We start from the raw sequence: 25,179 nt of genomic DNA, 5'->3' as shown, positions 1-25,179 counted from the left end.
CGTGAAGGTGGCCGTACTGTCGGTGCCGGTGTCGTAACGAAAATTTTGGACTAATGTGTCCCAGGGGGGCAGAGTATAGTGGCTAAAAAGATAAGAATAAAACTTAAAGCCTTTGATCACAGAGCTTTGGATGCCTCAGCGCAGCAAATTGCGGAGACTGCGCAGAGGACAGGTGCCAAGGTTTCAGGCCCGATCCCTTTGCCTACGGAGATCAATAGGTTTACTGTATTGAAATCTCCGCACAAAGATAAGGATGCCCGTGAACAGTTCGAAATGAGAACTCATAAGAGGCTCATAGATATCATTGATCCGAATCAGAAAACTATGGAGTCTCTTATGCAGCTGAACCTCCCCTCGGGCGTTGATATTCAGATTAAATTATAGGGGAGCTCTGAGCTGAAAGGAGCGAATATGATATGAGCGTTGGAATTTTGGGACGAAAACTTGGGATGACTCAAATATACACTGAAGATGGTTTTGCTGTGCCTGTTACGGTAGTGGAAGCCGGACCGTGCGTGATAGTGGACATAAGAGATGAACAAAAAAATGGATATAATGCTATAGTTGCTGGTTTCGGTGAGGTTAAGTCAGGAAAGCTGACAAAGCCTTATAGAGGGGTTTTCGAGAAAAACAACCTGGAGCCCAAAAGATGGCTGAGGGAGTTTCGCGTTGAATCTGTAGAAGGTTATGAGATAGGCCAGGAAATAAGGGTAGATATTTTTGAAAAGGGCGAGAAGGTGAATGTCACCGGTAAAAGTAAGGGTAAGGGTTATGCAGGCGTTATGAAAAGGCATAACTTTGCAGGTGGTCCTGCTAGCCATGGATCGTCTAAGTTTCATAGGCAGCCTGGTTCTGCTGGTGGCAGTAGCTTTCCCGGTCACATTTTCAAGGGGAAAACTATGCCTGGCAGGCTAGGTAATGAAAGGGTTACGGTGAAAGGATTAACAGTAGTTGACTTGGATCCTGAGAATAACCTGTTATTGATTAAGGGAGCCATTCCAGGACCTAGGAACGGTCTTGTGATGATCCACAAAACAGGCTCGTCGGAATAAGGGGGCAATACGAGATGCCAACAGTCAAAGTTGTTAACTTAAAAGGTGAAATCGTAGGCGAGCAGCAGCTTTCAGATGCCGTTTTTAGTGCTCCGGTTCACGTGCCTGCAATGCACCAGGTGGTGGTAGCCCAGTTGGCCAATAAACGGCAGGGAACCCACTCCACAAAGACACGAGGTGAGGTCAGGGGTGGCGGCAGAAAGCCTTGGAGGCAGAAGCATACTGGAAGAGCGCGTCATGGAAGCAGGCGATCGCCTATATGGGTTGGTGGTGGAGTTGCTCATGGCCCAGTGCCTAGGGATTACCACCAGAAGGTGAATAAGAAGGTAAGGAAGCTTGCGCTTAAAAGTGCCCTTTCCTTGAAGGTTATGGAAGAAAAGCTAGTAGTGCTTGATTCTTTCGAGATGGAGAGACCTAGCACCAAAACAGTAGTCAAATTCCTGGAGAGCATAAGCGGGGGGAAGAAGCCTCTGTTTATGGTTGCTCAGAGCAATATTGCGGCGTATAAATCGGTAAGTAATATACCGAAAGCCAAGGTTCTTCATGTTGACAGCATCAATGTTTATGATTTGGTGCATCATGATCAGTTAATCATTACTATGGATGCTGTCAAAAAAGTAGAGGAGGTGTACGGAAGATGAACCTTACACCCTACGATATAATAATAAGACCGATAATTACTGAGAAATCGAGTCGGCAGATGGAAAATAATAAGTACACCTTTGAAGTTCATAAGGATGCCAACAAGATTCAGATCAAGCAAGCTATAAGTGAGATTTTCAAGGTAAAGGTCGATTCCGTTCACACTATAAAGGTTAGGTCAAAGCCAAAGAGGTTGGGCGTTCATTTGGGGCGTTCTAGATCCTGGAAGAAGGCCATAGTTACCTTGAAGCCCGGCGAACGGATTGAGTTCTTTGAGGGCGCAAATATTTAGCCGGGGGAGGACTGAAAAGTGAGTATTAAAGTTTACAAACCCACTACACCTGGTAGAAGGTTTATGAGTGGATACACCTTTGAGGAAATAACTAAAACCGAACCAGAAAAATCATTGGTGGTGTCCCTCAAGAAAAAGGGCGGTAGAAATAACTTAGGCAGAGTGACCATGCGCCATCGTGGTGGCGGTCACAAGAGACTTTACAGGATAATCGATTTCAAGAGGAATAAGATTGGAGTTCCTGGCAGAGTAGCATCTGTAGAGTATGATCCGAACCGTTCAGCTAGAATAGCTCTGATAAATTATGCTGATGGAGAGAAACGCTACATTTTGGCGCCTTTAGGGCTCGCCGTAGGAGATACTGTGGTGGCAGGCCCTGACGCAGATATAAAGCCGGGCAATGCGCTCAAGCTCAAAGATATGCCTGTGGGCACCTTTATTCACAACATAGAGCTTGAACCTGGCCGCGGAGGTGTTCTTGTGAGGTCTGCTGGCGCATCTGCACAGCTTATGGCAAAAGAAGGCAAGTATGCTTATGTCAGGATGCCCAGTGGTGAATTGAGGTTGATTTTGCAGGAGTGTATGGCTACGGTTGGTCAGGTTGGCAACGTAGATCATGAAAACGTTACCAAAGGTAAGGCGGGGAGAAACAGATGGCTTGGCCGAAGGCCTCACGTCAGAGGTATGGTCATGAATCCGGTGGACCATCCTATGGGTGGTGGTGAAGGAAGAAGTAAATCTAACAAACATCCTGTTTCTCCTTGGGGAACGCCAGCAAAGGGATACAGGACGCGTAAGAGAAAGCCGTCCGATAAATATATAGTGCGGCGTAGATACGATAAGTAGCGTCGAGGAGGGACAAAGATGGCTCGATCCACAAAAAAAGGACCCTTTGTTGATCTGAAATTGCTCAGAAAGATCGAAATGATGAATGCAGAGGGTAAGAAAAGAGTAATAAAGACATGGTCAAGGCGGTCTACCATAGTGCCTGACATGATAGGGCACACTATCGCGGTGCACAATGGCAAAACCCATGTGCCTATATATATCAGTGAGAACATGGTGGGCCATAAGTTAGGCGAATTTGCGCCAACCAGGAAATTTGGTGGACATGCTGGACAGGAAAGGTCCACCAGGGTTAGGTAGGAGGGGAATGATTATGGAAGCCAAAGCAACTTTAAGACAAGTGCGCATCTCGCCTTTTAAGACTAGGCAGGTGTTGGCCTTGATAAGGGGCAAGAAGGCAGATCAAGCTCTCATGACCCTCCGGTACACGCCTAAAAAGGCAGCGAGGATAATAGAGAAGGCCCTACGTAGTGCTATAGCTAACGCGGAGCACAACTACGGAATGGATGTGGATAAACTGTATGTTGTCAGGGCCTTTGCGGACCAGGGACCTTCAATGAAGAGATGGAGGCCGGTATCGATGGGGAGAGTGCACGGGTATCGCCATCGTACCAGTCATATAACCGTTGTGGTCGCTGAACGTTAAGGAGGGTTGAAAATTGGGCCAAAAAGTGCACCCTGTTGGTTTTAGAATAGGCGTTGTTAAAGAATGGGAATCAAAGTGGTTTGCGGGAGGAAAGGATTATTCTAAGAACCTTCACGAGGATTTGAAGGTAAGGGAGTTTTTGACCAAGAAGTGGTCAAACGCTGGAGTTTCCAGAGTAGAGATCGAAAGAATTGGAAACGTTATGCGCTTTACAGTTTGGACCGCCCGGCCTGGTGTCATTATAGGTAAAGGCGGAAGCGAGATACAAGCTGTAAGGGAAGAGCTTCAGGCTATGACCGGAAAGAAGGTCATGATTAATATTCAGGAGATCAAAAATCCAGATACTGACGCTCAGTTGGTAGCACAAAATATTGCTTCGGCTCTTGAGCGGAGAGTTAGCTTCAGAAGAGCCATGAAACAGGCAATATTCAGAGCTATGAAGGGTGGCAGTGAAGGCATAAAAGTTCAGTGCAGTGGAAGATTGGGAGGCGCTGAGATAGCGCGTACCGAGTGGTACTTGGAAGGTCGGCTCCCTCTTTCTACTTTGCGTAATGATATTGATTATGGTTTTGCTGAGGCAAGGACCCTTTATGGTGTGATCGGGGTTAAGGTATGGATAAATAAGGGAAAAGTGCAAAAGCCTCTGGCGTCCACTCAGCAGCCCCAGGTCGAAGAGGGGAGGTAATTCGGGATGCTTATGCCTAAGAGAGTTAAATACAGAAAACCACACAGGAAACCGCTCCATGGCAAGTCCAAGGGAGGTACATATATAGCCTTTGGCGATTATGGCCTCCAGGCACTTGAAGGAGCATGGATCACGGCAAGGCAAATAGAGGCTGCCCGTGTTGCCATATCGAGAAAGATGAAAAAAGGCGGAAAGATCTGGATAAGGATTTTCCCAGATGTGCCATATACCAAAAAACCGCTGGAAACCAGAATGGGTAAAGGAAAGGGTTCCCCCGAATATTGGGTAGCGCCTGTGAAGCGTGGAAGGATAATGTTTGAAATCGCGGGAGTTCCTCGTAGTGTGGCTGAGATGGCTTTCAGGACAGCTTCCCATAAGCTGCCCATCAAAGTTAGGATGGTCGCCCGCGAAGGAATAGGTGGTGAGTAAGCATGAAGGCCAGGGAATTAAGGGATTTGTCCATAGAGGAACTCAGAGAAAAACATAAACAGTTTAAAGAAGAGTTGTTTAATCTCAGGTTCCAGCATGCTATTGGGCAATTAGGCAATACAAACAGAATAAAAGAAGTGAAAAGATCAATTGCCAGAGTCCTGACGATCATGCGCGAAAAAGAACTAAGCGCTGAGCGTAAGGTATAGGGGGGTGTAGGGTACTATGACTTCGTCCAGACGGAAGACTAAAGTTGGCATCGTCGTCAGCGATAAAATGCAGAAAACTGTCGTAGTTAAAGTTGATCGCATGGCCAAGCACCCGCTATACGGGAAAGCAGTGCTGCGCAGCAAGAAGTTTATGGCCCACGACGAGGAGTTCAACTGCAGAATAGGCGATAAAGTAAGGATCGAGGAGACAAGACCATTGAGTCGCCTTAAGAGGTGGAAAGTGGTGGAAATAATAGAAAGGGCCCCCATTCTTGGGACCGAGGCTGGGAAGGAGGCCTAAGCAATGATACAGCTACGTACTATGTTGAATGTTGCAGATAACTCGGGCGCAAAGAAAATAATGTGCATACAAGTTCTTGGCGGCAGCAAGAGAAGGTATGCTAGAGTGGGAGACGTTATTGTTGCTTCCGTCAAGGAGGCTATCCCAAATAGTAATGTCGCCAAGGGGACTGTGGTTAAGGCCGTCGTAGTAAGGACCAAGAAGGAGATCAGAAGGAAAGATGGTTCTTACGTCAGGTTCGATGACAATGCCGCAGTAGTGATCGATAACAATGGAGATCCAAGAGGGACGCGAATATTTGGTCCAGTCGCTCGTGAACTGCGTGAAAAACGGTTCATGCGGATAGTTTCTCTTGCTCCAGAGGTTGTATAGGAGGGCTCGACGTAAAATGAGCAAAATGAGGATAAAAAAAGGCGATAGAGTGCGAGTCATATCCGGCAAGGACAAGGGTAAGGAAGGCAAGGTCCTTAGAAGGGATCCTAAAAGGGATATGGTAGTGGTAGAAGGGGTCAATATGGTTACCAAGCACGTAAGGCCTAGCGCGAAAAATCCCTCTGGCGGGATCATCAAGCAGGAGGCCCCAATTTATGCGTGTAAGGTAATGTTGGTGTGCCCCGCGTGTGGTAACCCAACGAGGGTGAGCCGTGCGTACCTTGAGGATGGAAGCAAGGTGCGTATCTGCAAGAAATGTAACGAAATAATCGATAAGGTATAAAAGGAGGCGATTTTATAATGGTACCGCGTCTTGCGGAAAAATATAAAAAGGAAATAACGCCTCGCCTCCAGGAGAAGTTTGGTTACAAGAACGTCATGGAGGTCCCAAGGATAGATAAAGTGGTAATAAATGTAGGCGTAGGCGAAGCGAAACAGGACTATAAGCTGATGGATGCAGCCGTATCTGAGCTAAGGGCCATCACAGGACAGCAGCCCATAATAAAGAGGGCAAAGAAGTCCGTTGCTGGTTTCAAGGTGCGTGAAGGTATGCCTGTAGGCTGCTGTGTAACCTTAAGAGGTGCGAGGATGTGGGAGTTCCTTGATAGGATGATATCTTTGGCTTTGCCAAGGATTAAGGACTTTAGAGGTGTTTCCCCCAAAGCCTTTGATGGCAGAGGGAATTATAACCTTGGGCTCAAGGAACAGCTTATATTTCCAGAGATTGATTATGATAAGGTAAGCCGTGTGCGTGGGATGAATATAACTATCGTTACTACGGCAAAAACTGATGAGGAAGCCCTTTCTCTGCTGAAAGAGATAGGGATGCCCTTCAGCGATTAAGGAGGGGATGAGAGTATGTCCCGTAAGGCTCTAGAACATAAAGCTAAATTGAAACCTAAATATGCAGTTCAGGCCTATAACAGGTGCCCGCTGTGCGGGAGAGTGCATTCCTATATGAGAAAATTCAACATGTGCCGCTGCTGTTTCAGGAAGCTTGCTAGAGAAGGTAAGATTCCTGGCGTAGTAAAAGCCAGTTGGTAATTACGGAACGCGGTGAAGGAGGCAAATGCTATGTATGTAACTGATCCTATTGCGGACATGTTGGCCAGGATACGTAATGCTAATATGGTTTATCATGAATCGGTAGATATGCCGGTTAGCAAGGCTAAACTGGCTATTGCAAAGATAATGAAGGAAGAGGGCTATATCAAAAATTACCGGGTAATTAATGACCCTAAGCTGCCTTATGGCATTTTGAAGCTTTATTTGAACTATGGCCCCAATAAGGAGCGGGTTATTCAGGGCCTGAGGAGAATCAGTAAGCCAGGGAGGCGTATATATGTCAAGAAAGATGAGCTTCCCAAGGTAATGAGTGGCCTAGGCACAGCCGTCATTTCCACTTCTCAGGGGATGATGACTGACAGTGAAGCCCGTAAGTTAGGCCTAGGCGGCGAAGTAGTATGTTACATATGGTAGGGGGGTGCGCGGTTTGTCTAGGATAGGGAGAAAACCCATAACCCTGCCTGGCGGCGTCACTGTAAATAAAGAGGCTAACAGGGTCCTAGTGAAAGGTCCTAAGGGGGAGCTTTCTATGAGCCTTGTTCCAGGGATAGACGTCCAGGTAGAAGATGGAAAAGTGCTTGTAAAAAGAGAGATCGAAGATAAAAAAATGCGCGCCTTTCATGGTATGACGCGTGCATTGCTCAATAATCTAGTAGAGGGCGTAAGCAAGGGATTTGAAAAGCAGCTTGAAATCGTTGGAATAGGTTGGAGAGCCCAAACACAAGGGAAAAAGCTTATTTTGAACGTAGGTTATTCAAATCCTGTTGAGTATGTTGCGCCTGAAGGAGTAGAGATTTCCACGGATGGTCCGGCCAAGATAATTGTGCGAGGCATTGACAAGCAGAAAGTAGGTCAGGTAGCGGCGGAGATCCGAGGAGTAAGGCCACCTGAGCCTTATAAAGGTAAAGGTATCCGCTATGTGGGTGAGCACATAGTACGTAAGGCCGGCAAGGCTGGAGCTAAATAGCGAGGTGAAGGACAGTGATTACAAAACGATCTAGGAACGAAATGAGATTAATCCGGCATCGACGCCTTCGCCGTAAGATTTCGGGAACGCCTGAGCGTCCGCGTCTTGCAGTTTTCAGAAGCTTGAACCACATATATGCTCAGATGATTGATGATACGGTAGGGCACACAGTCGTTTCGGCTTCAACGCTGGATAAGGAGCTTCGCGAGAAGCTTAATAGTACTAAGGATATTGAAGCTGCCAAGGCTGTCGGAGAGTTGATTGCTAAAAGGGCCCTTGAGAAAGGGATCAAGGAAGCAGTGTTCGACCGTGGTGGCCACAAATTCCATGGTAGAGTAAAAGCGCTGGCCGAAGCAGCCCGAAATGCCGGCCTGAAGATCTAAGGAGGCTTGGAGAATGAAAGGCTCGACTTCTGTTGTTCCTAAGGGGACTGAATTACTCGAAAGAGTTGTTTCAATTAGTAGGGTAAGTAAGGTTGTTAAGGGTGGTAAGAGGTTTAAATTCAGCGTGTTGGTTGTAGTTGGCGACGGGGAAAGTAAGGTAGGAGTAGGTATCGGAAAAGCTAGAGAGATATCTGAAGCAGTTCGCAAAGGAATCGATAAAGCTAAGAAGAACATGGTAGAGGTTAAAAAAGTTGGCAAGACTTTGCCTCATGAGGTAATAGGGCGCTTTGGAGCTGCTGAAGTTTTACTCAAACCAGCGTCGCCAGGTACGGGAGTTATAGCAGGAGCAGTCATAAGGGCCATAATGGAGTTGGGTGGAGTTGGAGACGTTCTTACCAAGGTTATTGGTAGGACATCCAATCCAGTAAATGTGGCCTATGCAACGATGCAGGCAGTAAAATCATTGCGTAGACCTGAGGAAGTCTTGAAGCTGAGAGGTAAACTCAACAAGAAGGCCGAAGGTGCATAGGAGGCAGATGTATTATGGCTAAGATACGCGTTACGTTGAAGAGAAGTTTAGCAGGGCGCCCGGAAAGACAAAGAGCGACAGTAAGGGCATTGGGTCTTAGAAAACTCAATCATACTGTTGTCCATGAAGATAGTCCCCAGGTGAGGGGAATGGTGAAGGCCGTATCTCACCTGGTAGAGTGGGAAATGACTGAATAAGGGGTGGACAGATATGGAATTGCATGAGCTACGTCCAGCACCAGGAAGCAAAAGGAAGAGCAAACGCCTGGGGCAAGGAAGAGGTAGTGGAACAGGTAAGACCTCAGGTAAAGGACATAAAGGGCAGAAGGCCAGAGCTGGAGGAGGCGTAAGGCCAGGATTCGAAGGAGGTCAGATGCCTCTTTCCCGCAGGACGCCTAAAAGAGGATTTAATAATGCAAAGTTTGCTAAAACTTATCAGGTAGTGAACGTTGCTTCTTTGGAGGAAAGATTTGAGCCAGATGAAGTGATTGGTGCCAAGGAGCTTTACGAGCGCAATTTGATAAAGAAACTTACAAAGCCTTACAAAATATTAGGAGAAGGTGAGGTAACTAAGGCATTCACTGTGAAGGCCAATGCTTTCAGCGCTGAGGCTATTAGAAAAATAGAGGCCGCTGGCGGAAAGATTGAGGTGGTATAAGTGCTGGATGCCATGAAGGATGCCTTCCGGTTGCCTGATCTAAAGAGACGCATATTGTTTACCTTGGCGGTATTATTCATATACCGCCTTGGTGCTCATATTCCAACTCCTGGGATAGATACTGAGGCTATGGCAAAGCTTTTTGGCGAGGGCAGTGCCCTTAATTTCTTGGATCTTTTTGCTGGTGGCGCGCTCAGGAGGTTTAGTATCTTTGCACTTGGCGTCGCACCTTACATTAATGCCAGTATCGTTATGCAACTTTTGGTGGTCATATTCCCTGCACTTGAAAAGATGCAAAAAGAAGGGGAACAAGGTCGCAAAAAAATAGTGCAATACACTAGATTGGGAACAGTTTTTTTTGCGGCAGTGCAGGCTCTTGGTATGACCTTTTGGCTCAGAAATCTAGGAGTTTTTGCTGGGTCACTATTGGATATGATGATCGTGGTTATAACCATCACGACTGGCTCTGTGGTAGTTATGTGGCTTGGCGAAGAAGTATCAGATCATGGTGTAGGGAACGGTATATCTTTGCTCATATTTGCTGGTATAGTTGCTAGGATTCCTGAAGCTATAGTGCGAACATGGTCCATGGTGCGCCTTGGTGAAATGAGTTTCTTGGTTTTGCTCATAGCCATTATAGTCATGGTTGTAGTAGTGGCTGGATGTGTCTTGTTACAGGAGGGACAGAGGAGACTCCCTGTGCAGTACGCTAAGAGAGTTGTAGGCAACAAGGTCTATGGGGGACAGAGTACCTTTATCCCCTTGAGGGTGAATCAGGCGGGAGTTATTCCTATAATCTTTGCGTCCTCAGTGTTGTTATTCCCATACACCATTACGCGCTTTTTCTCTGGTGAAATTGCGTCTAAAATACAAGCGATTCTTTCTCCAGGTAGTGTGGTTTACATGGTTTTGTATGTAGCATTGATAATCTTTTTCTCCTATTTCTACACAGCTGTCGTATTTGATCCTGTAGATACAGCTAATAACATGAAAAAATATGGTGGATTTATCTTGGGGATAAGGCCAGGTAAGCCTACGGCGGAATATATTGAAAAGGTCATGTCCAGGATAACTTTGGGCGGAGCGGTTTTCCTTGCTGCTGTGGCTCTATTGCCGACTATAATGACTCGCCTTATGGGTATAACTACCTTCTATTTTGGTGGAACGGCAGTTCTTATAGTCGTCGGCGTAGCACTTGATACGGTACATCAAATAGAAGCTCAGCTCTTGATGAGGCATTATGAGGGAATCCTGAAGCGAAACAAGGGGAAAGCCGGAGGATTGTTCAAATTCTAACTCAGAGGTGCATGGACAAATGAAGCTTATATTTTTAGGGCCTCCTGGTGCTGGTAAGGGCACGCAGGCTGCAGTTATAAGTAAAAGGTTTGGTATAGCTCATATTTCCACAGGGGATATTTTGAGGGAAAACGTCTCCAAGAAAACTGATCTTGGAATCCAGGCGCAGAAATATATGGAGGCAGGGCAGTTGGTTCCTGATGATGTTATAGTAGCTATGGTCGAGAGTAGATTGCAGGAAAAGGATTGCCAGGAAGGTTTTATCTTGGATGGGTTCCCGAGGACTGTCGTACAGGCCGAAGCTTTGGATAAGTTGTTGGAGAAATTGGATATCGAGCTTGATGGGATAATCTACTTTGACGTTCCTGATGAAGTAGTAGTCAAGAGGTTGTCGGGGCGCCGCATATGTAAATCGTGTGGAGCCATATATAATATCCATTCTCAACCTCCTAAAAAGGATGGTGTGTGCGATCTTTGTGGTGGTGAGTTGTATCAGAGAAGTGATGATGAAGAGTCAGTTGTGATGAACAGATTAAAGGTCTACAAAGAGCTAACTGCACCGTTGATTTCTTATTACGAAAAATCGGATAAATTTATAAAAGTTGATGCATCGCGGGATAGCTCTGTTGTAGTCGAAGCTATAGTGGAGGCGGTAAGAAAGTAGATGTTTCTTTTAAAAAAGAAGACCGATCTCGTCAACATGCGAAAAGCAGGGAAAATCGTGGCAGATGTTCTATCTTTAATGAGAGAGCTGATTAAGCCAGGTGTAGATACGTATACTCTTGATAAAAAAGCGGAGGAGCTGATAAGAAAGGAAAAGGCCAAGCCGGCGTTCAAGGGATACAGAGTGCCAGGCATCCCTAGGCCGTTTCCGGGTACGTTGTGTGTGTCTATAAACGATGAAGTAGTGCATGGTATGCCTAGCAAGGACAGGATCCTGGAAGAAGGGGACATAGTGAGTATTGATGTCGGCTCTTTTTACGGAGGTTATTACGGAGATGCAGCTTGTACTTATCCCGTGGGAGAAATTAGCAAAGAAAAGGCCGAACTCATTTATGTCACTAGAGAGGCACTTAACAAGGCTATAGAGGTGGCTGTTCCGGGAAATACAGTTGGTGACATAGGATATGCTGTAGAAACCTTTGTAAAAAAATGGGGTTTTGGGATAGTAAGGGAATATGCAGGTCATGGTATAGGCAAAAAGCTGCACGAACCTCCTCAGATCCCGAATTATGGGTCTCCAGGAACAGGAGTTACTCTCAAGGAGGGAATGGCTATAGCTATCGAACCCATGGTTATGCTGGGTGGGGAGAAGGTTAGGACCTTGCCCGATATGTGGACGGTGGTTACGGCAGATGGCTCAGATGCTGCACACTTTGAAAAGAGTGTGTTCATAACAGAGGACGGGCCTGAGATCCTTACTCCGTGGGAGTGATTTGTGTGGATCTGCTCAAGATTGGTCAAGTGGTTATTTCTAAGCAGGGTAAAGATTCTGGGACGTGGTATGTTGTAGTTGGACGAGATGAAAGGTCAGGTTTCGTCCTCTTAATAGACGGAAAGAAAAAGACCAGAATCAATCCCAAGCGGAAAAACCCAAAACATTTACAGCCAACTGGAATGTTTATAAAGGAGGTAACCGAAATGGTCGAAGGAAACAGATGCTTGGCAGATAATCAGCTTCTTTCGCTAATTGAAAGTTGCAAAAAAGCGAAAAATACCTGTGGAAAGGTGACGGGGTCTTATGCCTAAGGACGATGTAATTGAAGTAAAAGGAACAGTAGTTGAGCCGCTTCCAAATGCTATGTTTCGTGTTGAGCTAGAGAACGGGCACAAGATTTTGGCACATGTTTCGGGAAAAATGAGGATGCACTTTATAAGAATTCTGCCAGGGGATAAAGTTTTATTAGAAATTTCGCCTTATGACTTGACACGAGGGCGAATCGTGTATAGATATAAATAGCTTTTTCTCAGATGTAAAAGTTGCTTGTTATCGTAGGGGGAGTGTTATAAATGAAGGTGAAACCATCAGTTAAGCCAATTTGCGAGTATTGCCGTGTTATTAAACGGAAGGGTGTAGTAAGGGTAATTTGCGAGAAGAACCCAAGACATAAACAGCGCCAGGGCGCAAGGAGGTAGCTCAAATATGGCTAGAATAGCAGGAGTGGACCTACCGAGAGAAAAAAGAATTGAAATAGCGTTGACCTACATCTTTGGTATAGGGTTGCCTACTTCTAAAAAAATCCTTGAGGCTACAGGAATAAACCCAGATACCAGGGTGAAGGACCTCACGGAGGATGAGGAGCAGAAGTTGCGTGCGGAGATCGAAAATAACTATAAAGTTGAGGGTGATCTGCGCAGGGAAATCACTATGAACATAAAACGCCTTATGGAGATTGGGTGTTACAGAGGGCTGAGGCATAAGTTTGGGCTTCCAGTGAGAGGCCAGAAAACGAAGACCAACGCTCGCACCCGTAAAGGCCCAAGGCGTGCGGTTGCTGGAAAGAAAAAGCCAACAGGTAAAAAATAGCATTTAGGGCCTTAGTTTTACTGGTTCTGAAGTAAAAAAGGAGGGAAACCAGACGTGGCAAAGAGAACGCAGCGTCGAGGCAAAAGAAAAGAGAGGAAAAATATAAGTTATGGTGTTGCCCATATATACTCTACATTCAACAATACCATCATTAGTGTGACTGACAAAGAGGGGAATTTGCTCTCTTGGTCTTCTGGCGGGACAGTGGGTTTCAAGGGTACAAGAAAATCCACCCCTTATGCAGCTCAGATGGCTGCACAGCAGGTTGCCAAGCAAGCACAGGACCATGGAGTACAGGAAATTGACGTAGTAGTTAAAGGGCCAGGTCCAGGTAGAGAATCGGCTATCAGGTCTCTACAGGCTGCTGGACTGCAGGTTAATGTTATAAGGGATGAAACTCCTATACCACACAATGGCTGCCGTCCTCCAAAGAGGCGCCGAGTGTAAACAACAATTGAGGGGAGAGTAATGGAAATATGAGTAGATATACAGGACCCGTATGTCGCTTATGTAGGGCTGAGGGCACAAAACTTTTTCTGAAGGGTGATCGTTGCTACACTGAGAAGTGTGCAATTGGCAGAAGGAATCATAAGCCTGGACAGCACGGAGCCAGGCGCAGGAAAGAAAGTGAGTATGGCTTGCGTTTGAGGGAGAAGCAGAAACTTCGTAGGTTTTATGGCATGAATGAGTCTCAGTTTAGAAGATTCTACACCATGGCCACAAAAATGCCTGGGCAAACTGGCCATAATTTCCTGCAGCTTTTAGAGCGTAGGCTGGACAACGTTATTTACAGGATGGGGCTAGGGGTGAGCCGGCGTCAGGCAAGGCAGATAGTGAGACACGGCCACATTTGGGTAAATGGTAGAAAAGTAGATATACCTAGCTACATGGTTAAGGCGGGGGATAAGATTTCTGTAAGTGAGAAAAGTAGGGATCTCATGGTAATAAAAGAGAACGCCGAAGCGGCTGGAGTGAGAACCCTGCCAGCATGGCTTGAGTTTGACGCTGAACGTATGGAAGGGAAAGTGATATCGCTTCCGACAAGAGACCAGATAGAAGTTCCGGTCAAAGAACAGCTGGTAGTCGAGTTCTATGCCAGATAATGAAAAAGAGGGGGGATTAAAATTGGAACATATTAGACCTGAGATAAGAGTGGAAGAAAGTACCCCCCAGTATGGCAAAATCGTTGTAGAACCCTTGGAGAGGGGATATGGGGTCACGTTGGGGAACGCCTTGAGGAGAGTTCTTTTGTCTTCGATAAAGGGAGCTTCTATCACGGCCGTTAGAATTGAAGGTGTTGTTCATGAGTTTAGCACCATTGAAGGTGTACGGGAAGATGTCATAGAGTTAATTCTTAATTTGAAACATATTCCTGTTAAGTCTCATGCTTCAGAAGTAAAAATTTTAAGGTTGGAGGCAGTAGGGCCAAAAGTCGTAACTGTAAAGGATATACAGCCAGATAGCCAGGTGGAGTTCGTGGACCCTGATGCAGTTATATGCCATCTTGCTGATGGTGCTAAAGTTGAAATGGATATATATGTTGAAAATGGCACTGGATACGCCTCTCCAGCTAGGCCTAGGCCTACTTATCTGCCAGTTGATGCTTTAATGGTAGATGGTATATTCTCCCCGGTTAAGAGGGTTAAATATGAAGTCCAAGATGCCAGAGTGGGACAGAGAACTGACTATGAGAGGCTAATATTGGATGTTTGGACTAATGGGGTTGTCCAACCTGATGAGGCAGTAGCCGAGGCAGCGGGGATACTAGAGGGCTATTTTGCGAGGGTGAAAACAGCTCTTGGTAGGGCAGATTTAGTGATTCCTCAAGAGCCTGAAGAACCGGAAGAAAGCGAAGATCTTGATGAGAGTAGTGCTATGAGCGAAGAAGAAAAAATGCTTTTAGCCAAGCCCATAAAGGAACTTGAACTTTCTATAAGAAGTGAGAATTGCCTTTTAAGGGGAGGAGTTCACACAGTAGGTGATCTTATCTCCAAAGGCAGAAATGAACTGCTTAAAATAAGAAATCTTGGGAAAATATCTCTCAGAGAAATAGAGGAAAAACTCAAGAAATATGGTCTTGAACTTCAAGATGGAGCTTCAGAAGATAAGAGTGAAGCTACCTCTATAGAGACGAAGGAGGATTGAGTCCAATGAGGCATCGAGTAGACAGAAGAACTCTTGGACGCTTTGGCAGTCATAGAAGAGCTATGCTTTCCAACATGGCAGCAGAGCTCTTCTTGAAGGAAAAAATAGAGACTACTCTTCCAAGGGCTAAAGAGCTTAGGAGGGTAGCCGAGAGGCTGATAACCAAAGCGAAGCTTGGAGGATTGCATAACAGAAGGTTAGTGATATCAAGAATGCCCAACAAGAAGGCAGTGCAAAAACTTTTTGATGATATCGCCAAAAGGTATGCTAATAGGAATGGTGGATATACGAGGATAGTCAGAACCACGTACAGATTTGGGGACGGTGCCCAGAAAGCGATAATTGAGCTAGTTGAGGAGTCATGAATTTTCAGAAAGAACTCATAATAGAGTTAAAGAACCTTAGCTTCTTCTATCCCGGGACGAAAAGACCTGTGTTAAGGGATCTGGATTTTAAACTGCGTAGTGGAGAGTGGATAGCAGTACTAGGGGCTAATGGTTCTGGAAAATCTACGTTGGCTAAACATTTTAACGCCCTGCTAGTACCTACGCAGGGCGCTTGTTTTGTTTATGGTCACGATACAAAAACCAACGAGGGGCAGTTTTTGGCTAGAAAAAACGTTACCCTTGTTTTCCAGAATCCGGATAACCAGATAGTTGCAGCAATAGTTGAGGAAGATGTGGCCTTTGGGCCAGAGAACTTGGGTATTCCTTCTGTAGAAATAGAGGAAAGAGTGAAGAAGGCTTTAAAGGTTACGGGATTATACGATGTTAGGAAAAGGCCAACGTATACTTTATCAGGTGGGCAGAAACAGCGTCTGGCAGTTGCTGGGGCTATTGCAATGGAACCAGCTTGTATGGTTCTTGATGAGGCAACGTCCATGCTTGATCCTAAAGGAAGAAAAGAAATTAACGATGTCCTCTGCAAGCTGCATAAGGGTGGCATGACTTTGATTTCCATAACCCACCGCTTGGAGGAAATTGTATATTGTGATAGATGTGTGGTCCTCTCTAGAGGCGCTAAAGTTTGGGAAGGCACGCCTAGGGATTTATTAATTATGGGTGATGGCCTTCTAGAGTGGGGGCTTCGAGTTCCGCCGTTGGTTGAAGTTTGGGGCCGTTTAAGGGATGCTGGCTTGCTATCAGATGAAGTGTTACCAAAAATCGACGAGATGGTGGATGCTTTATGCCTATAGTTGTAGAAAATTTGGTCCATATTTATCATGAAGGGACCCCCCTTGAGATAGAGGCGCTGAAAGGAGTGAGCATGAATGCGACTCCAGGCGAATGGGTTTCTATTGTGGGACATACTGGTAGTGGCAAATCCACCTTAGCACAGCACTTGAATGCCCTGTTGGTGCCGACTAGAGGGAAAGTGATAATTGATGGTATTGAAGTAGGAACTGACAGCAAAGAACATAGGAAAATAAGACAGTTGGTGGGGCTTATATTTCAATATCCTGAGCAACAATTATTTGAAGAGACGGTTTTCGCAGAAATTGCTTTTGGACCTAGAAATTGGGGAGTGCCAGAAGGGGAGATTCCTTCAAGAGTTAGTGAGGCTTTATATCTGGTTGGTCTTGATGAATCCTTCTCTAAACGTAGCCCTTTTCAGCTCTCAGGAGGCGAGAAGAGAAGGGTTGCTATTGCTTCAGTGCTTTCTGTGAGGCCAAGATATTTGGTTTTGGATGAACCTACAGCAGGGTTAGATTCCAAGGGGAAAGATGAACTCTGTGCTCTTCTTGAAAAACTTAAGACAAGTGGAACAGGAATTATACATGTAACCCATGATTTGGAATTAGCTTTGGATTTTAGTGATAAGATACTTGTGTTGGAAGGTGGCAAAGCCTTACTCTGGGGCAGCCCTGAAATAATTGTGGAAGAACTTATAGAAAGAGGAATAGAGGGACTTGTAATGCCTCCAGTAGTTGAGTTAGCTAGACGACTTAGGGATGTAGGATTTGATGTTCCCGTTACGTGGAAAGCTCAAGTCTTAGCTTCAGCTATAGAGGAGAATTTGCAAAAATGAAATTTTTAAATCACCTGACCCTTGGACAGTATGTGCCAGCTTCATCAATAGTTCATAGCATTGATCCTAGAGCTAAGATTATATCGGTTGTCGTTGTTTTATCTGGTATTTTCGCGGTTAATAGGATAGATAGCTTTTTGCTGTGGGCTGTAGTGCTCTTTGTGGTTGTGAAGTTATCAAAATTGCCATTGTCCATGGTTTTGAGATCTGCAAGGCCGGTTATTATTCTTGTTCTTTTTACGTCTTTGATCCATCTGTTTTTCACCAAGGGGGAAATAATCTTTCAATATGGCTTTTTAACCATCACTTTGGAAGGTGTAATGATGGCTGTAAAAATAGGGTTAAGGCTAGTTCTCCTTGTTATGTATGCTGGCATTTTAACCCTTACTACCAGCCCAACGGAGTTGGCAGATGGTTTGGAAAGTATATTTAGCCCCCTAAAGCGATTTGGCTTCCCTGCTCACGAGATGGCTATGATGATGACTATAGCCATAAGGTTTATCCCTACCCTACTTGATGAGACGGACAGAATAGTTAAGGCGCAGATAGCTAGAGGAGCAGAGTTGGATCAGGGAGGAATAATAAAGAGAATTCGATCGTTTATCCCTATTTTGGTTCCCCTATTTGTGATTGTGTTTCAAAGGGCCGATGAACTCGCTGTGGCCATGGAATCCCGCAACTACAAGGGTGGAGAAGGAAGGACTCGGATGTATCCTTTGGTCTGGAGTTTTAAGGAATCGATCTTTATGCTTTTTACTATTTTAACGACACTTTTGATAATCTTATTGGATAAAAGGATATGGCTGTAATGAAGAGGTATGCCATAAAGATTTCTTATAATGGGAAAAATTTCTCAGGATGGCAGAAACAGCCAGGGGGTAGGACAGTTCAAGGTACGTTAGAGAATGTCCTACAGTTGCTGGCAGGTCATCCTGTTACAGTTTGTGCTGCAGGACGAACAGATAAAGGAGTTCATGCGGTAGGGCAGATTGTCTCCTTTGATCTTGAAAGGTCATGGGATCCTCAAAAGCTTCTTTTGGCTGTCAACGCAAACTTGCCGGAGGATGTTAGCGCCATTAAGGCTTTTGATGTGGAAGAATCTTTTCACGCTCGTTATAGTGCTTTGTGGAGGGAGTATGTGTATTTCATATGGACCGCAAAAACATGCTACCCTCATTTTCGAGATTACGTGTGGCACAGAAAGCAAGAATGGGACCTGAAGAAAGTAAAACAAGCGTGCCGGTGTTTTCTAGGAGAAAAAAATTACAGGGCTTTTTGCAGAAAGAGCGAGTGTCCCCCTAATGCTTCACGAACAATCTACAAGGCTGAAATTTTTACTAGAGGAGACCTTGTGTGGTTCAGGGTGAGGGGAAATTCCTTTTTGACAAATATGGTGAGGATTATGGTGGGCACTTTAGATTGCATAGGCACAGGCAAACAGGATATAGATTATCTTGAAAGCCTTTTTGAAGACAAAGCTGAAAGACCTAACGCAGGGCCCACAGCCCCAGCAAAGGGGTTATTCTTTTGGAAAGTTGGTTATCCTTCCTCTTTGTTGTAAAAGGGATGTTGAGCGAGAAGGCATATATAGGATATAGTTTCTATATATCTGTGTGACATTATTAGTAACGTTTGTGTTTTAAGGAGGTATACAATAGTGTGGGGTGTAGATATAGGAATAGATTTAGGTACAGCGAACGTGCTTATTTACATGAAGGGAAAGGGCGTTGTCTTAAGGGAACCTTCCGTAGTAGCGGTGGATTTGAACACAGATAGAATTTTAGCTGTAGGAGATGAAGCTAAGAAAATGTTGGGGCGTACGCCGGGCAATGTAGTTGCAGTAAGGCCCTTGAGAGACGGTGTTATAGCTGATTACACTATGACAGAAGCGATGCTTCGTTATTTCTTAAAGAAAGTTACCCCTGGAATAAGTCGTTTTTTTAGGCGCCGGGTGATGGTGTGTGTGCCTTCCGGTGCCACTGATGTAGAGCGAAGAGCGGTACTTGAAGCAGCGGTAGAAATAGGCGCAAAGGAAGCATATTTGATAGAAGAGCCTATGTCTGCAGCTATAGGAGCGAACCTTGATATTGCGGAGCCAAGGGGTAATATGGTGGTAGATATTGGGGGAGGAACTACTGATATAGCTGTAATATCTTATGGGGGTATAGTAGTAACTCAGTCTTTGAGAATTGGAGGAGACAAACTTGACGATAGCATTACTAAATATATTAGGAAAGAATACAACCTTGCAATTGGGGAGCAGACGGCGGAGGATATAAAAATAGCTATAGGGACTTGCATGCCAGGTCTTAGTGAGGAAGCAGCAATGACAATTAAGGGAAGGGATTTGGTTCATGGTCTTCCTAAAGAGATAAAGATAACCTCAAGTTTCGTCGCAGCAGCAATAGAAGAAGTTGTAAACTTGATAATAGAGGGCATAAAACAGGTTTTGGAACAGACTCCTCCGGAACTATCTGCAGATATTATAGATAGAGGCATTACTCTCACAGGAGGAGGGGCCCTCTTGAGAGGGTTACCTGAGAGAGTTAGAGAAAACACAGGGATTCCTACGTACGTAGCTGACTCTCCCTTAGAGTGTGTTGCGATAGGGACAGGCAAAGCTCTGGATGAGTTGGATGTGCTGAAAGCCAACGGTTCACTTATAGGTGCATCCAGAAAACGAAGCCGTAGAGGACGTTAGGAGAATTAATTGAGGTGAATAGTACTTTGTGTAATGAACATTGGTGGTCGGAGGGTTTATATTTTTCATGCTTGGGTTGTGGGAGATGTTGTAGGGGAGAGCCGGGCTGTGTGTGGATTACAGAAGATGAGATAAAAAAGATTGCAGAGTTTTTCTCCCTCAAGGAAAGGGAGTTTTTAAGTAAATATACATACAGAATTGATGAGAGGGTAACTCTTAGGGAAAAGAGAAATGGTGAATGTGTCTTTTATGACAGCGAGAGTAATAGATGTACAATTTATAAAGTAAGACCCCTCCAGTGCAGGCTTTTCCCCTTTTGGCCGTCATTGATGGCGTGCAAGGAAAATTGGGAAAGAGAAAAGCTTAGATGCCCTGGCATTGGCGAAGGTGAATATCATAGTGCCCAGAAAATAGAAAAACTTTTGGCTCATGCCCCGTATGAGGATTTGTGAAGATTTCCATATAGAGAACAAACATATAAATATAAAGAATAAGTATTGATGTATTTGCTATAAGGAGTATAATAATTGAGTTGCATAACCAAGGTACGTCACGATATATAAAAATTTTTATTCTCACTTGACTGAAAATTATTGTTATAACAAGTAAACTAAATGTTGCGAGTAGTAAAATAAAAGGAGTACAATAAAAAGGTATAAAGCATATCTAAAAACATAGGAGGGGGCAGGATAATGGCAAAGGTTAACAGAGATGTATTGCCGCAGGATGCTTTCAAGGAGATTGAGAAGCTTTTGTTGCGGGATGGCTTCGACATAGTCATCGACATGGAGAAGTCTCAAGGGTCGCATATGGTCAATAGGTTAAACGGGGAAGTGTGGCTGGATTTCTATACTTTCTTTGCTTCGTCACCTTTCGGAATGAACCATCCAAAGCTTGCAAACGATGAGTTTAAGGAGACTATCTTCAGGGCGGCCATAAACAAAGTTGCTAATTCGGATATTTATACTACCGAGCTTGCTAAATTTATAAAGACCTTTGGTGAAGTGGCTGTGCCTGAGGGCTTCAACCATATTTTCTTGATCGACTATGGCACATTGGCGGTAGAAAACACCTTCAAGGTAGCCATGGACTGGAAGGTTCAAAAACTTCTTCAAAAAGGCAAGATAAGCAAGGGAGACGCAATAAGCGGAAGAAAAGGCACGAAGGTTATCCACTTCAATGAAGCTTTCCACGGACGTAGCGGGTATACCCTAACTACAACTAATACGCATGACCCCAATAAATATCAGTATTTTGCCAAGTTCGATTGGCCAAGGGTAATAAACCCAAAGATCTTCTGGCCTTTGGAAGAAAACCTTGGAGTAGTAGAATGGTTAGAAAGGGTAGCTATAAAGCAGATTAAACAGGCTATTTGGGATAACCCAGATGATATTTGTGCCATCATCATAGAGACTATACAGGGAGAAGGCGGAGATAACCACTTCAGGACTGAGTTTTTCAAGCAGCTCAGGGAAATATGCGACGAGAACGAAATCCTTTTGATCTTTGACGAAGTACAGTGCGGCATGGGTATTACAGGTAAGATGTGGGCTTGGGAGCATCATTCACCAGTGAAACCAGATATGTTTGCCTTTGGTAAAAAGGCTCAAATTTGTGGACTTGTGGCAGGGCCTAGAGTAGACGAAGTAGAGCACAATTGCTTCAAGGTCTCAAGCCGTATCAACTCCACCTGGGGAGGGAACTTGGTGGACATGGTAAGGGCAACCCGCTATCTCGAAATCTATGAGGAAGATAATATCCTTGACTACGTTGCTAACACTGCGGGACCGGCATTACTTGATGGGTTGAAAACTCTTCAAAAGGAGTTCCCCAAGTTGATGAGCAACGTGCGTGGTAAAGGCCTCATGTGTGCTTATGATTTGCCATCTGAAGAGTTGAGGTCAAAAGCCATAAAGAAATTCTGGGCTAAAAAGATGCTCGTCTTACCTTGTGGCGATGTTTCCATCAGGTTCCGTCCTGCCTTGAATGTGCCGGTTGAAGACCTGCAAAAAGCGCTAGATTTGACTAGGGAGGTATTTACTGAGCTTAGCAAGGAAATGTAAGCTACAGGTTATATCTAGAGCTTAAACATAGCTAAAAGGCTTTTCAGGGGGAAATAAGACTTTCCCCCTGATTTTTTTTAGGAAATACCTTTTAGTATTTGTACTAGGGAAAAATTGAGGCAATTCTGTTATTATTAGCACGCAGGAGGTATTTATGATTGTTTAGTGGCGTCTCTGACCTGAACTGGAAACTGATAATAATATTGTTAGCGGTAAGCTGCATCGTGGCCTTCATAGGCGATGTTGTAGGTATGCGTGTTGGCAAGAAAAGGATATCTATATTTGGTTTGCGACCAAAGTACACATCCTCTATCATCACTGTGTTATCTGGCTTGCTGATTATGTTGTTTACTTTGGGTGTTTTGCTTACCACCTCACAGACAGTGCGAACGGCTATATTAAGCATGAAGATAGTTCAAAGACAGATAACGGATCTTACCGCGCAGCTTCAAGATAATAGATTGGAATTGGAGAGCCTGCAAGAACAGCTTGAAGCTAGTAAAGAAGAACTTTTGGGCAAACAGGCACAGCTGTCTGAGATCGAAAGCAAGCTCAAAGAGAGCGAAGCAAAACTAAAGAAGACAGAGAAAGAACTTAAAGAGGCACGCAAAGCCCAGCAAAAGGCAGAGAGGGATTTGGAGTCCTTAGAAGGAGTAAGAAAAGGTCTTCAAAATGAGATTAAGGAGTTGCAAGAAGAAACTGCTGCCTTGAAACGAGGGCTTGAGGAACTAAAAGAGGGTAGGATAATAGTCTTTTCAGGTGAAGTTGTGGCGCAAAAGATCCTCACAGTTAATCCAGAAGGATGGGATCCTATTATAGTTGAACAAGGGCTTATAGAACTAGCTCGAAGGAGCATGGCTTTTAGGGCAGGAACCAGGCCAGAGGATATAAAAATACAGTTGGATGAGCATGTAGAAGATGCTATCAAAAAATATTGTAAAGGAAACAAAAGATATATACTAAGGCTTGTGGCTCTTGAGAATACTGTTAGGGGTAAGCCTATTCCTGTCGAGCTTGTTGGACTTGAGAGTCAACTGATTTATAAGAAGGGGGATCTTCTCGCTGTTGAAATCTTACCTGCAGGCTTGGATAGGGATAGTGCTGAAAGATATTTGTATGGTATTCTTAGGAAAATAAACACAAAAGCAAAAGAAGACGGAGTTTTGCCCGATCCTATAAGAGGGACAGTAGGAAATTTGGACGCGTTGGAGTTCTTTAATAGTTTGGAAAAAATAGAAAATGCTGAAAAAACCTTAAAAATTAAGGTGGAGGCTGCAGAGGATATCTATACGGAAGGGCCTGTTCGTGTTAAAATTCGGATTTTGCCATTAGAATAAAGTTTTTGGAGGGTACAGTCATGTTAATAGTGGCGTGTCAAGCGTGTGGAGAGACGGCAATTTTGCCAGGTGCTCCTGATGTTGATGGGGTTGCCAGGATTGTTTTCAGTTGCCCTTACTGTGGAACTAGTCAGGTACTTCAATTGCAGGTTGCAGGAGATGGAAGGGGAAATCTGAGGGAAATTGTTGGAGGTATGTCATTTAGCGTAAAATAGAAGGTGGGGGAGAAGATATTTTAACAATGGAAAATTTACCTATGCCTTACTTTTTCTATGACAGCAAAGAAGCGATTACACCGGATGAACTTTTAATACTCTATCGTTTTACCAAATGGGGAAAGAGCAGGTCGTTGGAACAGATAGAAAAAATGCTGGAAGGAACGTCCATGTGCTTTTCTGTACGGTATGAGGGAAAACTTGTGGCCTTTTGTCGTATATTGACGGATTTCGTTTTTAGGGGCTCCTTATGGGATATAATGGTGCATCCTGATCATCAGGGGAAAGGGCTTGGTTCGTTGCTTTTGAAATACGTCATGGAGCATCCTAGGATAAAGGACATCCCTTTAATTATAACGTATACGAGCGAGTTGTCTGTATTTCTGCAGAAGCTTGGTTTCGAACATAAAGATGGAGCAATGCTCTTGCTAAAAAGGCCGATAGAATACACCTAGAAAGCAGGGAAATACAGATATAAACTTGGAAGATAAATAATTATTTCTAAATTTTGGAGGTGGAAAAGATTGACGAGCAAGTTTCTTTTGACGTCAGAATCAGTTACGGAAGGACATCCAGACAAGCTGGCAGACCAGATTTCCGATGGAGTGTTGGATGCCATATTGGCTGAAGACCCATACGGTAGAGTTGCATGCGAGACTTTGGTTACGACGGGCTTAGTGGTAATTGCTGGAGAAATTACTACAACTTGTTATGTAGATATTCCTAGATTAACCAGAAAGATCATAAAAGATATCGGATACACGAGAGCTAAATATGGATTTGATGGTGACACTTGTGCAGTTATTACTGCAATTGATGAGCAATCTCCAGATATAAAGGGTGGAGTGGATGAAGCTATAGAGGTCAGGGAGAAAGGCGAAATATCGGATGAGCTCAATAAGGTGGGAGCAGGGGACCAGGGTATTATGGTAGGATATGCCTGTGACGAGACCGAAGAGTTTCTTCCTCTTCCGATAGCTCTTGCGCACCGTCTGGCCAGAAGATTGAGTTTCGTAAGGAAAGAAAAGATTTTGCCTTACCTTAGGCCAGACGGTAAGACTCAGGTCACAGTAGAGTATGAAAATGGAAAGGCTGTACAAATTGATACGGTTGTAGTATCCACGCAACACCACCCTGCGGTGGAAAATGACCAAATAGAAAAAGATATCATAGAAGAAGTGATAAATCCCATAATTCCAGAACATCTAGTGCCCCAAAAACCTAGAATATTGGTCAATCCCAGTGGTCGCTTTGTCATGGGAGGCCCAATGGCTGATACTGGGCTGACAGGTAGGAAAATAATGGTTGACACTTACGGTGGTGTAGTGCCTCATGGAGGTGGATGTTTTTCTGGAAAAGATCCAACTAAGGTAGATAGGTCTGCTGCGTACATGGCAAGATATGCTGCTAAAAATGTAGTGGCTGCCGGTTTGGCAAAGGAGTGCAAGATACAGGTTGCCTACGCTATAGGTATGGCTCACCCAGTCTCTATAATGGTGGACACCAATGGAACTGGTGTTTTGCCAGATCCCAAGATAACCCAGTTAGTGAGGGAGCATTTTGATTTCCGTCCCGCGGCTATAATAAGAGATCTACAGATGCGCAAACCCCAGTATCTCCGGTTAGCAGCGTATGGTCACATTGGAAGAGTGGATCTTGATCCTATGCCAGCGTGGGAGAGAACTGACAGGACGGAAAAACTCAGAGAAGCTGCCGAAAAACTATAAGCTAC

General features: G+C 44.6%; 43 protein-coding genes. All 43 read left to right on the top strand.

Annotation, left to right across the window (positions count from 1 at the left end):
• Positions 1 to 75 precede the first annotated feature (75 nt).
• The gene (gene rpsJ, locus H0Z23_RS03095; RefSeq protein ID WP_296867500.1) at positions 76 to 384 is read left to right on the top strand and encodes a 30S ribosomal protein S10; all 309 of its coding nucleotides are present in this window, start codon (positions 76 to 78) and stop codon (positions 382 to 384) included.
• A gap of 32 nt (positions 385 to 416) precedes the next feature.
• The gene (gene rplC / locus H0Z23_RS03090) at positions 417 to 1,052 is read left to right on the top strand and encodes a 50S ribosomal protein L3 (RefSeq protein WP_296867493.1); all 636 of its coding nucleotides are present in this window, start codon (positions 417 to 419) and stop codon (positions 1,050 to 1,052) included.
• Between the two features lie 14 nt (positions 1,053 to 1,066).
• The gene (rplD, locus tag H0Z23_RS03085; RefSeq protein WP_296867492.1) at positions 1,067 to 1,693 is read left to right on the top strand and encodes a 50S ribosomal protein L4; all 627 of its coding nucleotides are present in this window, start codon (positions 1,067 to 1,069) and stop codon (positions 1,691 to 1,693) included.
• Complete coding sequence (rplW, locus tag H0Z23_RS03080; protein WP_296867491.1) at positions 1,690 to 1,986, top strand: 50S ribosomal protein L23; 297 nt, start codon at positions 1,690 to 1,692, stop codon at positions 1,984 to 1,986. The genes rplD and rplW overlap by 4 nt, the downstream gene beginning before the upstream one ends.
• A gap of 18 nt (positions 1,987 to 2,004) precedes the next feature.
• Positions 2,005 to 2,832, top strand: a complete 828-nt coding sequence (gene rplB, locus H0Z23_RS03075) for a 50S ribosomal protein L2 (RefSeq protein ID WP_296867490.1) — start codon at positions 2,005 to 2,007, stop codon at positions 2,830 to 2,832.
• A gap of 18 nt (positions 2,833 to 2,850) precedes the next feature.
• The gene (gene rpsS / locus H0Z23_RS03070; RefSeq protein ID WP_296867489.1) at positions 2,851 to 3,132 is read left to right on the top strand and encodes a 30S ribosomal protein S19; all 282 of its coding nucleotides are present in this window, start codon (positions 2,851 to 2,853) and stop codon (positions 3,130 to 3,132) included.
• Positions 3,133 to 3,145: 13 nt separating this feature from the next.
• Entirely contained in the window at positions 3,146 to 3,478 is a 333-nt protein-coding gene (gene rplV, locus H0Z23_RS03065) for a 50S ribosomal protein L22 (protein ID WP_296867488.1), read from the top strand.
• Positions 3,479 to 3,491: 13 nt separating this feature from the next.
• Positions 3,492 to 4,163, top strand: a complete 672-nt coding sequence (gene rpsC, locus H0Z23_RS03060; protein WP_296867487.1) for a 30S ribosomal protein S3 — start codon at positions 3,492 to 3,494, stop codon at positions 4,161 to 4,163.
• A gap of 6 nt (positions 4,164 to 4,169) precedes the next feature.
• Entirely contained in the window at positions 4,170 to 4,592 is a 423-nt protein-coding gene (rplP, locus tag H0Z23_RS03055; protein ID WP_296867486.1) for a 50S ribosomal protein L16, read from the top strand.
• Between the two features lie 2 nt (positions 4,593 to 4,594).
• Positions 4,595 to 4,801, top strand: a complete 207-nt coding sequence (gene rpmC / locus H0Z23_RS03050; RefSeq protein ID WP_296867485.1) for a 50S ribosomal protein L29 — start codon at positions 4,595 to 4,597, stop codon at positions 4,799 to 4,801.
• Positions 4,802 to 4,817: 16 nt separating this feature from the next.
• Positions 4,818 to 5,102 carry a 30S ribosomal protein S17 gene (rpsQ, locus tag H0Z23_RS03045; protein WP_296867484.1) on the top strand — a complete coding sequence of 95 codons (285 nt, stop codon included), beginning with the start codon at positions 4,818 to 4,820 and terminating at the stop codon, positions 5,100 to 5,102.
• Between the two features lie 3 nt (positions 5,103 to 5,105).
• Positions 5,106 to 5,474 carry a 50S ribosomal protein L14 gene (gene rplN / locus H0Z23_RS03040; protein ID WP_296867483.1) on the top strand — a complete coding sequence of 123 codons (369 nt, stop codon included), beginning with the start codon at positions 5,106 to 5,108 and terminating at the stop codon, positions 5,472 to 5,474.
• A 16-nt stretch (positions 5,475 to 5,490) separates the two neighbouring features.
• Positions 5,491 to 5,817: a 50S ribosomal protein L24 gene (rplX, locus tag H0Z23_RS03035; protein ID WP_014162811.1), complete on the top strand. Its 327-nt coding sequence runs from the start codon at positions 5,491 to 5,493 to the stop codon at positions 5,815 to 5,817.
• A gap of 17 nt (positions 5,818 to 5,834) precedes the next feature.
• Complete coding sequence (rplE, locus tag H0Z23_RS03030) at positions 5,835 to 6,377, top strand: 50S ribosomal protein L5 (RefSeq protein ID WP_296867482.1); 543 nt, start codon at positions 5,835 to 5,837, stop codon at positions 6,375 to 6,377.
• A 15-nt stretch (positions 6,378 to 6,392) separates the two neighbouring features.
• Positions 6,393 to 6,578 carry a type Z 30S ribosomal protein S14 gene (locus H0Z23_RS03025; RefSeq protein ID WP_296867481.1) on the top strand — a complete coding sequence of 62 codons (186 nt, stop codon included), beginning with the start codon at positions 6,393 to 6,395 and terminating at the stop codon, positions 6,576 to 6,578.
• A 30-nt stretch (positions 6,579 to 6,608) separates the two neighbouring features.
• Entirely contained in the window at positions 6,609 to 7,013 is a 405-nt protein-coding gene (gene rpsH / locus H0Z23_RS03020) for a 30S ribosomal protein S8 (RefSeq protein ID WP_296867480.1), read from the top strand.
• Positions 7,014 to 7,026: 13 nt separating this feature from the next.
• Entirely contained in the window at positions 7,027 to 7,566 is a 540-nt protein-coding gene (gene rplF, locus H0Z23_RS03015) for a 50S ribosomal protein L6 (RefSeq protein WP_296867479.1), read from the top strand.
• A 14-nt stretch (positions 7,567 to 7,580) separates the two neighbouring features.
• A complete protein-coding gene (gene rplR, locus H0Z23_RS03010; RefSeq protein WP_296867478.1) occupies positions 7,581 to 7,949 on the top strand; it encodes a 50S ribosomal protein L18 in 369 nt (122 codons plus the stop codon).
• 13 nt (positions 7,950 to 7,962) lie between these two features.
• Entirely contained in the window at positions 7,963 to 8,478 is a 516-nt protein-coding gene (rpsE, locus tag H0Z23_RS03005; RefSeq protein ID WP_296867477.1) for a 30S ribosomal protein S5, read from the top strand.
• A 14-nt stretch (positions 8,479 to 8,492) separates the two neighbouring features.
• The gene (rpmD, locus tag H0Z23_RS03000) at positions 8,493 to 8,675 is read left to right on the top strand and encodes a 50S ribosomal protein L30 (protein WP_296867476.1); all 183 of its coding nucleotides are present in this window, start codon (positions 8,493 to 8,495) and stop codon (positions 8,673 to 8,675) included.
• A 13-nt stretch (positions 8,676 to 8,688) separates the two neighbouring features.
• Positions 8,689 to 9,135, top strand: coding sequence for a 50S ribosomal protein L15 (rplO, locus tag H0Z23_RS02995; protein ID WP_296867475.1), 447 nt, complete (start codon positions 8,689 to 8,691; stop codon positions 9,133 to 9,135).
• Positions 9,136 to 10,431 (top strand): preprotein translocase subunit SecY, encoded by a 1,296-nt coding sequence (secY, locus tag H0Z23_RS02990; protein ID WP_296867474.1) that lies wholly within the window; start codon positions 9,136 to 9,138, stop codon positions 10,429 to 10,431.
• Positions 10,432 to 10,450: 19 nt separating this feature from the next.
• Positions 10,451 to 11,095 (top strand): adenylate kinase, encoded by a 645-nt coding sequence (locus H0Z23_RS02985; RefSeq protein ID WP_296867473.1) that lies wholly within the window; start codon positions 10,451 to 10,453, stop codon positions 11,093 to 11,095.
• Positions 11,096 to 11,866, top strand: a complete 771-nt coding sequence (gene map / locus H0Z23_RS02980; protein WP_296867472.1) for a type I methionyl aminopeptidase — start codon at positions 11,096 to 11,098, stop codon at positions 11,864 to 11,866.
• Between the two features lie 5 nt (positions 11,867 to 11,871).
• Positions 11,872 to 12,180: a KOW domain-containing RNA-binding protein gene (locus H0Z23_RS02975; RefSeq protein WP_296867471.1), complete on the top strand. Its 309-nt coding sequence runs from the start codon at positions 11,872 to 11,874 to the stop codon at positions 12,178 to 12,180.
• Positions 12,173 to 12,391: a translation initiation factor IF-1 gene (gene infA, locus H0Z23_RS02970; RefSeq protein WP_014162824.1), complete on the top strand. Its 219-nt coding sequence runs from the start codon at positions 12,173 to 12,175 to the stop codon at positions 12,389 to 12,391. The genes H0Z23_RS02975 and infA overlap by 8 nt, the downstream gene beginning before the upstream one ends.
• A 50-nt stretch (positions 12,392 to 12,441) precedes the next feature.
• Positions 12,442 to 12,567: a 50S ribosomal protein L36 gene (gene rpmJ / locus H0Z23_RS02965; RefSeq protein ID WP_296867470.1), complete on the top strand. Its 126-nt coding sequence runs from the start codon at positions 12,442 to 12,444 to the stop codon at positions 12,565 to 12,567.
• Between the two features lie 7 nt (positions 12,568 to 12,574).
• Positions 12,575 to 12,958, top strand: a complete 384-nt coding sequence (gene rpsM / locus H0Z23_RS02960; protein WP_296867469.1) for a 30S ribosomal protein S13 — start codon at positions 12,575 to 12,577, stop codon at positions 12,956 to 12,958.
• 54 nt (positions 12,959 to 13,012) lie between these two features.
• Complete coding sequence (rpsK, locus tag H0Z23_RS02955) at positions 13,013 to 13,405, top strand: 30S ribosomal protein S11 (protein ID WP_014162827.1); 393 nt, start codon at positions 13,013 to 13,015, stop codon at positions 13,403 to 13,405.
• 29 nt (positions 13,406 to 13,434) lie between these two features.
• A complete protein-coding gene (gene rpsD / locus H0Z23_RS02950) occupies positions 13,435 to 14,061 on the top strand; it encodes a 30S ribosomal protein S4 (protein ID WP_296867468.1) in 627 nt (208 codons plus the stop codon).
• A 22-nt stretch (positions 14,062 to 14,083) separates the two neighbouring features.
• On the top strand, positions 14,084 to 15,103 hold the full coding sequence (locus tag H0Z23_RS02945; RefSeq protein ID WP_296867467.1) for a DNA-directed RNA polymerase subunit alpha: 1,020 nt from the start codon (positions 14,084 to 14,086) through the stop codon (positions 15,101 to 15,103).
• Between the two features lie 5 nt (positions 15,104 to 15,108).
• Positions 15,109 to 15,468 carry a 50S ribosomal protein L17 gene (rplQ, locus tag H0Z23_RS02940; RefSeq protein ID WP_296867466.1) on the top strand — a complete coding sequence of 120 codons (360 nt, stop codon included), beginning with the start codon at positions 15,109 to 15,111 and terminating at the stop codon, positions 15,466 to 15,468.
• Positions 15,465 to 16,298 (top strand): energy-coupling factor transporter ATPase, encoded by an 834-nt coding sequence (locus tag H0Z23_RS02935; RefSeq protein WP_296867465.1) that lies wholly within the window; start codon positions 15,465 to 15,467, stop codon positions 16,296 to 16,298. Before rplQ ends, H0Z23_RS02935 begins: the two co-directional genes overlap by 4 nt.
• Entirely contained in the window at positions 16,289 to 17,131 is an 843-nt protein-coding gene (locus tag H0Z23_RS02930; protein WP_296867464.1) for an ATP-binding cassette domain-containing protein, read from the top strand. Before H0Z23_RS02935 ends, H0Z23_RS02930 begins: the two co-directional genes overlap by 10 nt.
• Positions 17,128 to 17,940: an energy-coupling factor transporter transmembrane protein EcfT gene (locus tag H0Z23_RS02925; protein ID WP_296867463.1), complete on the top strand. Its 813-nt coding sequence runs from the start codon at positions 17,128 to 17,130 to the stop codon at positions 17,938 to 17,940. The genes H0Z23_RS02930 and H0Z23_RS02925 overlap by 4 nt, the downstream gene beginning before the upstream one ends.
• Entirely contained in the window at positions 17,931 to 18,692 is a 762-nt protein-coding gene (truA, locus tag H0Z23_RS02920) for a tRNA pseudouridine(38-40) synthase TruA (RefSeq protein ID WP_296867462.1), read from the top strand. Before H0Z23_RS02925 ends, truA begins: the two co-directional genes overlap by 10 nt.
• A gap of 96 nt (positions 18,693 to 18,788) precedes the next feature.
• Entirely contained in the window at positions 18,789 to 19,832 is a 1,044-nt protein-coding gene (locus tag H0Z23_RS02915; RefSeq protein ID WP_296867461.1) for a rod shape-determining protein, read from the top strand.
• 14 nt (positions 19,833 to 19,846) lie between these two features.
• On the top strand, positions 19,847 to 20,284 hold the full coding sequence (locus H0Z23_RS02910) for a YkgJ family cysteine cluster protein (RefSeq protein ID WP_296867460.1): 438 nt from the start codon (positions 19,847 to 19,849) through the stop codon (positions 20,282 to 20,284).
• A gap of 240 nt (positions 20,285 to 20,524) precedes the next feature.
• The gene (gene lat / locus H0Z23_RS02905) at positions 20,525 to 21,895 is read left to right on the top strand and encodes an L-lysine 6-transaminase (RefSeq protein WP_296867459.1); all 1,371 of its coding nucleotides are present in this window, start codon (positions 20,525 to 20,527) and stop codon (positions 21,893 to 21,895) included.
• A gap of 158 nt (positions 21,896 to 22,053) precedes the next feature.
• On the top strand, positions 22,054 to 23,232 hold the full coding sequence (locus H0Z23_RS02900) for a DUF3084 domain-containing protein (protein ID WP_296867458.1): 1,179 nt from the start codon (positions 22,054 to 22,056) through the stop codon (positions 23,230 to 23,232).
• Between the two features lie 20 nt (positions 23,233 to 23,252).
• Complete coding sequence (locus tag H0Z23_RS02895) at positions 23,253 to 23,447, top strand: alcohol dehydrogenase (protein WP_296867457.1); 195 nt, start codon at positions 23,253 to 23,255, stop codon at positions 23,445 to 23,447.
• A 26-nt stretch (positions 23,448 to 23,473) separates the two neighbouring features.
• Positions 23,474 to 23,902, top strand: coding sequence for a GNAT family N-acetyltransferase (locus H0Z23_RS02890; protein WP_296867456.1), 429 nt, complete (start codon positions 23,474 to 23,476; stop codon positions 23,900 to 23,902).
• Positions 23,903 to 23,971: 69 nt separating this feature from the next.
• Entirely contained in the window at positions 23,972 to 25,174 is a 1,203-nt protein-coding gene (metK, locus tag H0Z23_RS02885; protein WP_296867455.1) for a methionine adenosyltransferase, read from the top strand.
• Positions 25,175 to 25,179 lie beyond the last annotated feature (5 nt).

It is taken from the genome of Thermovirga sp. (assembly GCF_017656375.1).
Taxonomy (GTDB): Bacteria; Synergistota; Synergistia; order Synergistales; family Thermovirgaceae; genus Thermovirga.
The sequence above is the reverse complement of the archived record's forward strand: the minus strand, read 5'-3'. Positions and strand labels throughout refer to the sequence as shown.

What these genes read in the sequence shown, in the direction of transcription:
- rplC (WP_296867493.1), top strand. Translation starts at nt 417, where the DNA reads ATGAGCGTTGGAATTTTGGGACGAAAACTTGGGATGACTCAAATATAC.
- rplD (WP_296867492.1), top strand. Translation starts at nt 1,067, where the DNA reads ATGCCAACAGTCAAAGTTGTTAACTTAAAAGGTGAAATCGTAGGCGAG.
- rplW (WP_296867491.1), top strand. Translation starts at nt 1,690, where the DNA reads ATGAACCTTACACCCTACGATATAATAATAAGACCGATAATTACTGAG.
- rpsS (WP_296867489.1), top strand. Translation starts at nt 2,851, where the DNA reads ATGGCTCGATCCACAAAAAAAGGACCCTTTGTTGATCTGAAATTGCTC.
- rplV (WP_296867488.1), top strand. Translation starts at nt 3,146, where the DNA reads ATGGAAGCCAAAGCAACTTTAAGACAAGTGCGCATCTCGCCTTTTAAG.
- rplP (WP_296867486.1), top strand. Translation starts at nt 4,170, where the DNA reads ATGCTTATGCCTAAGAGAGTTAAATACAGAAAACCACACAGGAAACCG.
- rpmC (WP_296867485.1), top strand. Translation starts at nt 4,595, where the DNA reads ATGAAGGCCAGGGAATTAAGGGATTTGTCCATAGAGGAACTCAGAGAA.
- rpsQ (WP_296867484.1), top strand. Translation starts at nt 4,818, where the DNA reads ATGACTTCGTCCAGACGGAAGACTAAAGTTGGCATCGTCGTCAGCGAT.
- rplN (WP_296867483.1), top strand. Translation starts at nt 5,106, where the DNA reads ATGATACAGCTACGTACTATGTTGAATGTTGCAGATAACTCGGGCGCA.
- rplX (WP_014162811.1), top strand. Translation starts at nt 5,491, where the DNA reads ATGAGCAAAATGAGGATAAAAAAAGGCGATAGAGTGCGAGTCATATCC.
- rplE (WP_296867482.1), top strand. Translation starts at nt 5,835, where the DNA reads ATGGTACCGCGTCTTGCGGAAAAATATAAAAAGGAAATAACGCCTCGC.
- H0Z23_RS03025 (WP_296867481.1), top strand. Translation starts at nt 6,393, where the DNA reads ATGTCCCGTAAGGCTCTAGAACATAAAGCTAAATTGAAACCTAAATAT.
- rpsH (WP_296867480.1), top strand. Translation starts at nt 6,609, where the DNA reads ATGTATGTAACTGATCCTATTGCGGACATGTTGGCCAGGATACGTAAT.
- rpsE (WP_296867477.1), top strand. Translation starts at nt 7,963, where the DNA reads ATGAAAGGCTCGACTTCTGTTGTTCCTAAGGGGACTGAATTACTCGAA.
- rpmD (WP_296867476.1), top strand. Translation starts at nt 8,493, where the DNA reads ATGGCTAAGATACGCGTTACGTTGAAGAGAAGTTTAGCAGGGCGCCCG.
- rplO (WP_296867475.1), top strand. Translation starts at nt 8,689, where the DNA reads ATGGAATTGCATGAGCTACGTCCAGCACCAGGAAGCAAAAGGAAGAGC.
- H0Z23_RS02985 (WP_296867473.1), top strand. Translation starts at nt 10,451, where the DNA reads ATGAAGCTTATATTTTTAGGGCCTCCTGGTGCTGGTAAGGGCACGCAG.
- map (WP_296867472.1), top strand. Translation starts at nt 11,096, where the DNA reads ATGTTTCTTTTAAAAAAGAAGACCGATCTCGTCAACATGCGAAAAGCA.
- infA (WP_014162824.1), top strand. Translation starts at nt 12,173, where the DNA reads ATGCCTAAGGACGATGTAATTGAAGTAAAAGGAACAGTAGTTGAGCCG.
- rpmJ (WP_296867470.1), top strand. Translation starts at nt 12,442, where the DNA reads ATGAAGGTGAAACCATCAGTTAAGCCAATTTGCGAGTATTGCCGTGTT.
- rpsM (WP_296867469.1), top strand. Translation starts at nt 12,575, where the DNA reads ATGGCTAGAATAGCAGGAGTGGACCTACCGAGAGAAAAAAGAATTGAA.
- rpsD (WP_296867468.1), top strand. Translation starts at nt 13,435, where the DNA reads ATGAGTAGATATACAGGACCCGTATGTCGCTTATGTAGGGCTGAGGGC.
- rplQ (WP_296867466.1), top strand. Translation starts at nt 15,109, where the DNA reads ATGAGGCATCGAGTAGACAGAAGAACTCTTGGACGCTTTGGCAGTCAT.
- H0Z23_RS02935 (WP_296867465.1), top strand. Translation starts at nt 15,465, where the DNA reads ATGAATTTTCAGAAAGAACTCATAATAGAGTTAAAGAACCTTAGCTTC.
- H0Z23_RS02930 (WP_296867464.1), top strand. Translation starts at nt 16,289, where the DNA reads ATGCCTATAGTTGTAGAAAATTTGGTCCATATTTATCATGAAGGGACC.
- H0Z23_RS02925 (WP_296867463.1), top strand. Translation starts at nt 17,128, where the DNA reads ATGAAATTTTTAAATCACCTGACCCTTGGACAGTATGTGCCAGCTTCA.
- truA (WP_296867462.1), top strand. Translation starts at nt 17,931, where the DNA reads ATGGCTGTAATGAAGAGGTATGCCATAAAGATTTCTTATAATGGGAAA.
- lat (WP_296867459.1), top strand. Translation starts at nt 20,525, where the DNA reads ATGGCAAAGGTTAACAGAGATGTATTGCCGCAGGATGCTTTCAAGGAG.
- H0Z23_RS02895 (WP_296867457.1), top strand. Translation starts at nt 23,253, where the DNA reads ATGTTAATAGTGGCGTGTCAAGCGTGTGGAGAGACGGCAATTTTGCCA.
- H0Z23_RS02890 (WP_296867456.1), top strand. Translation starts at nt 23,474, where the DNA reads ATGGAAAATTTACCTATGCCTTACTTTTTCTATGACAGCAAAGAAGCG.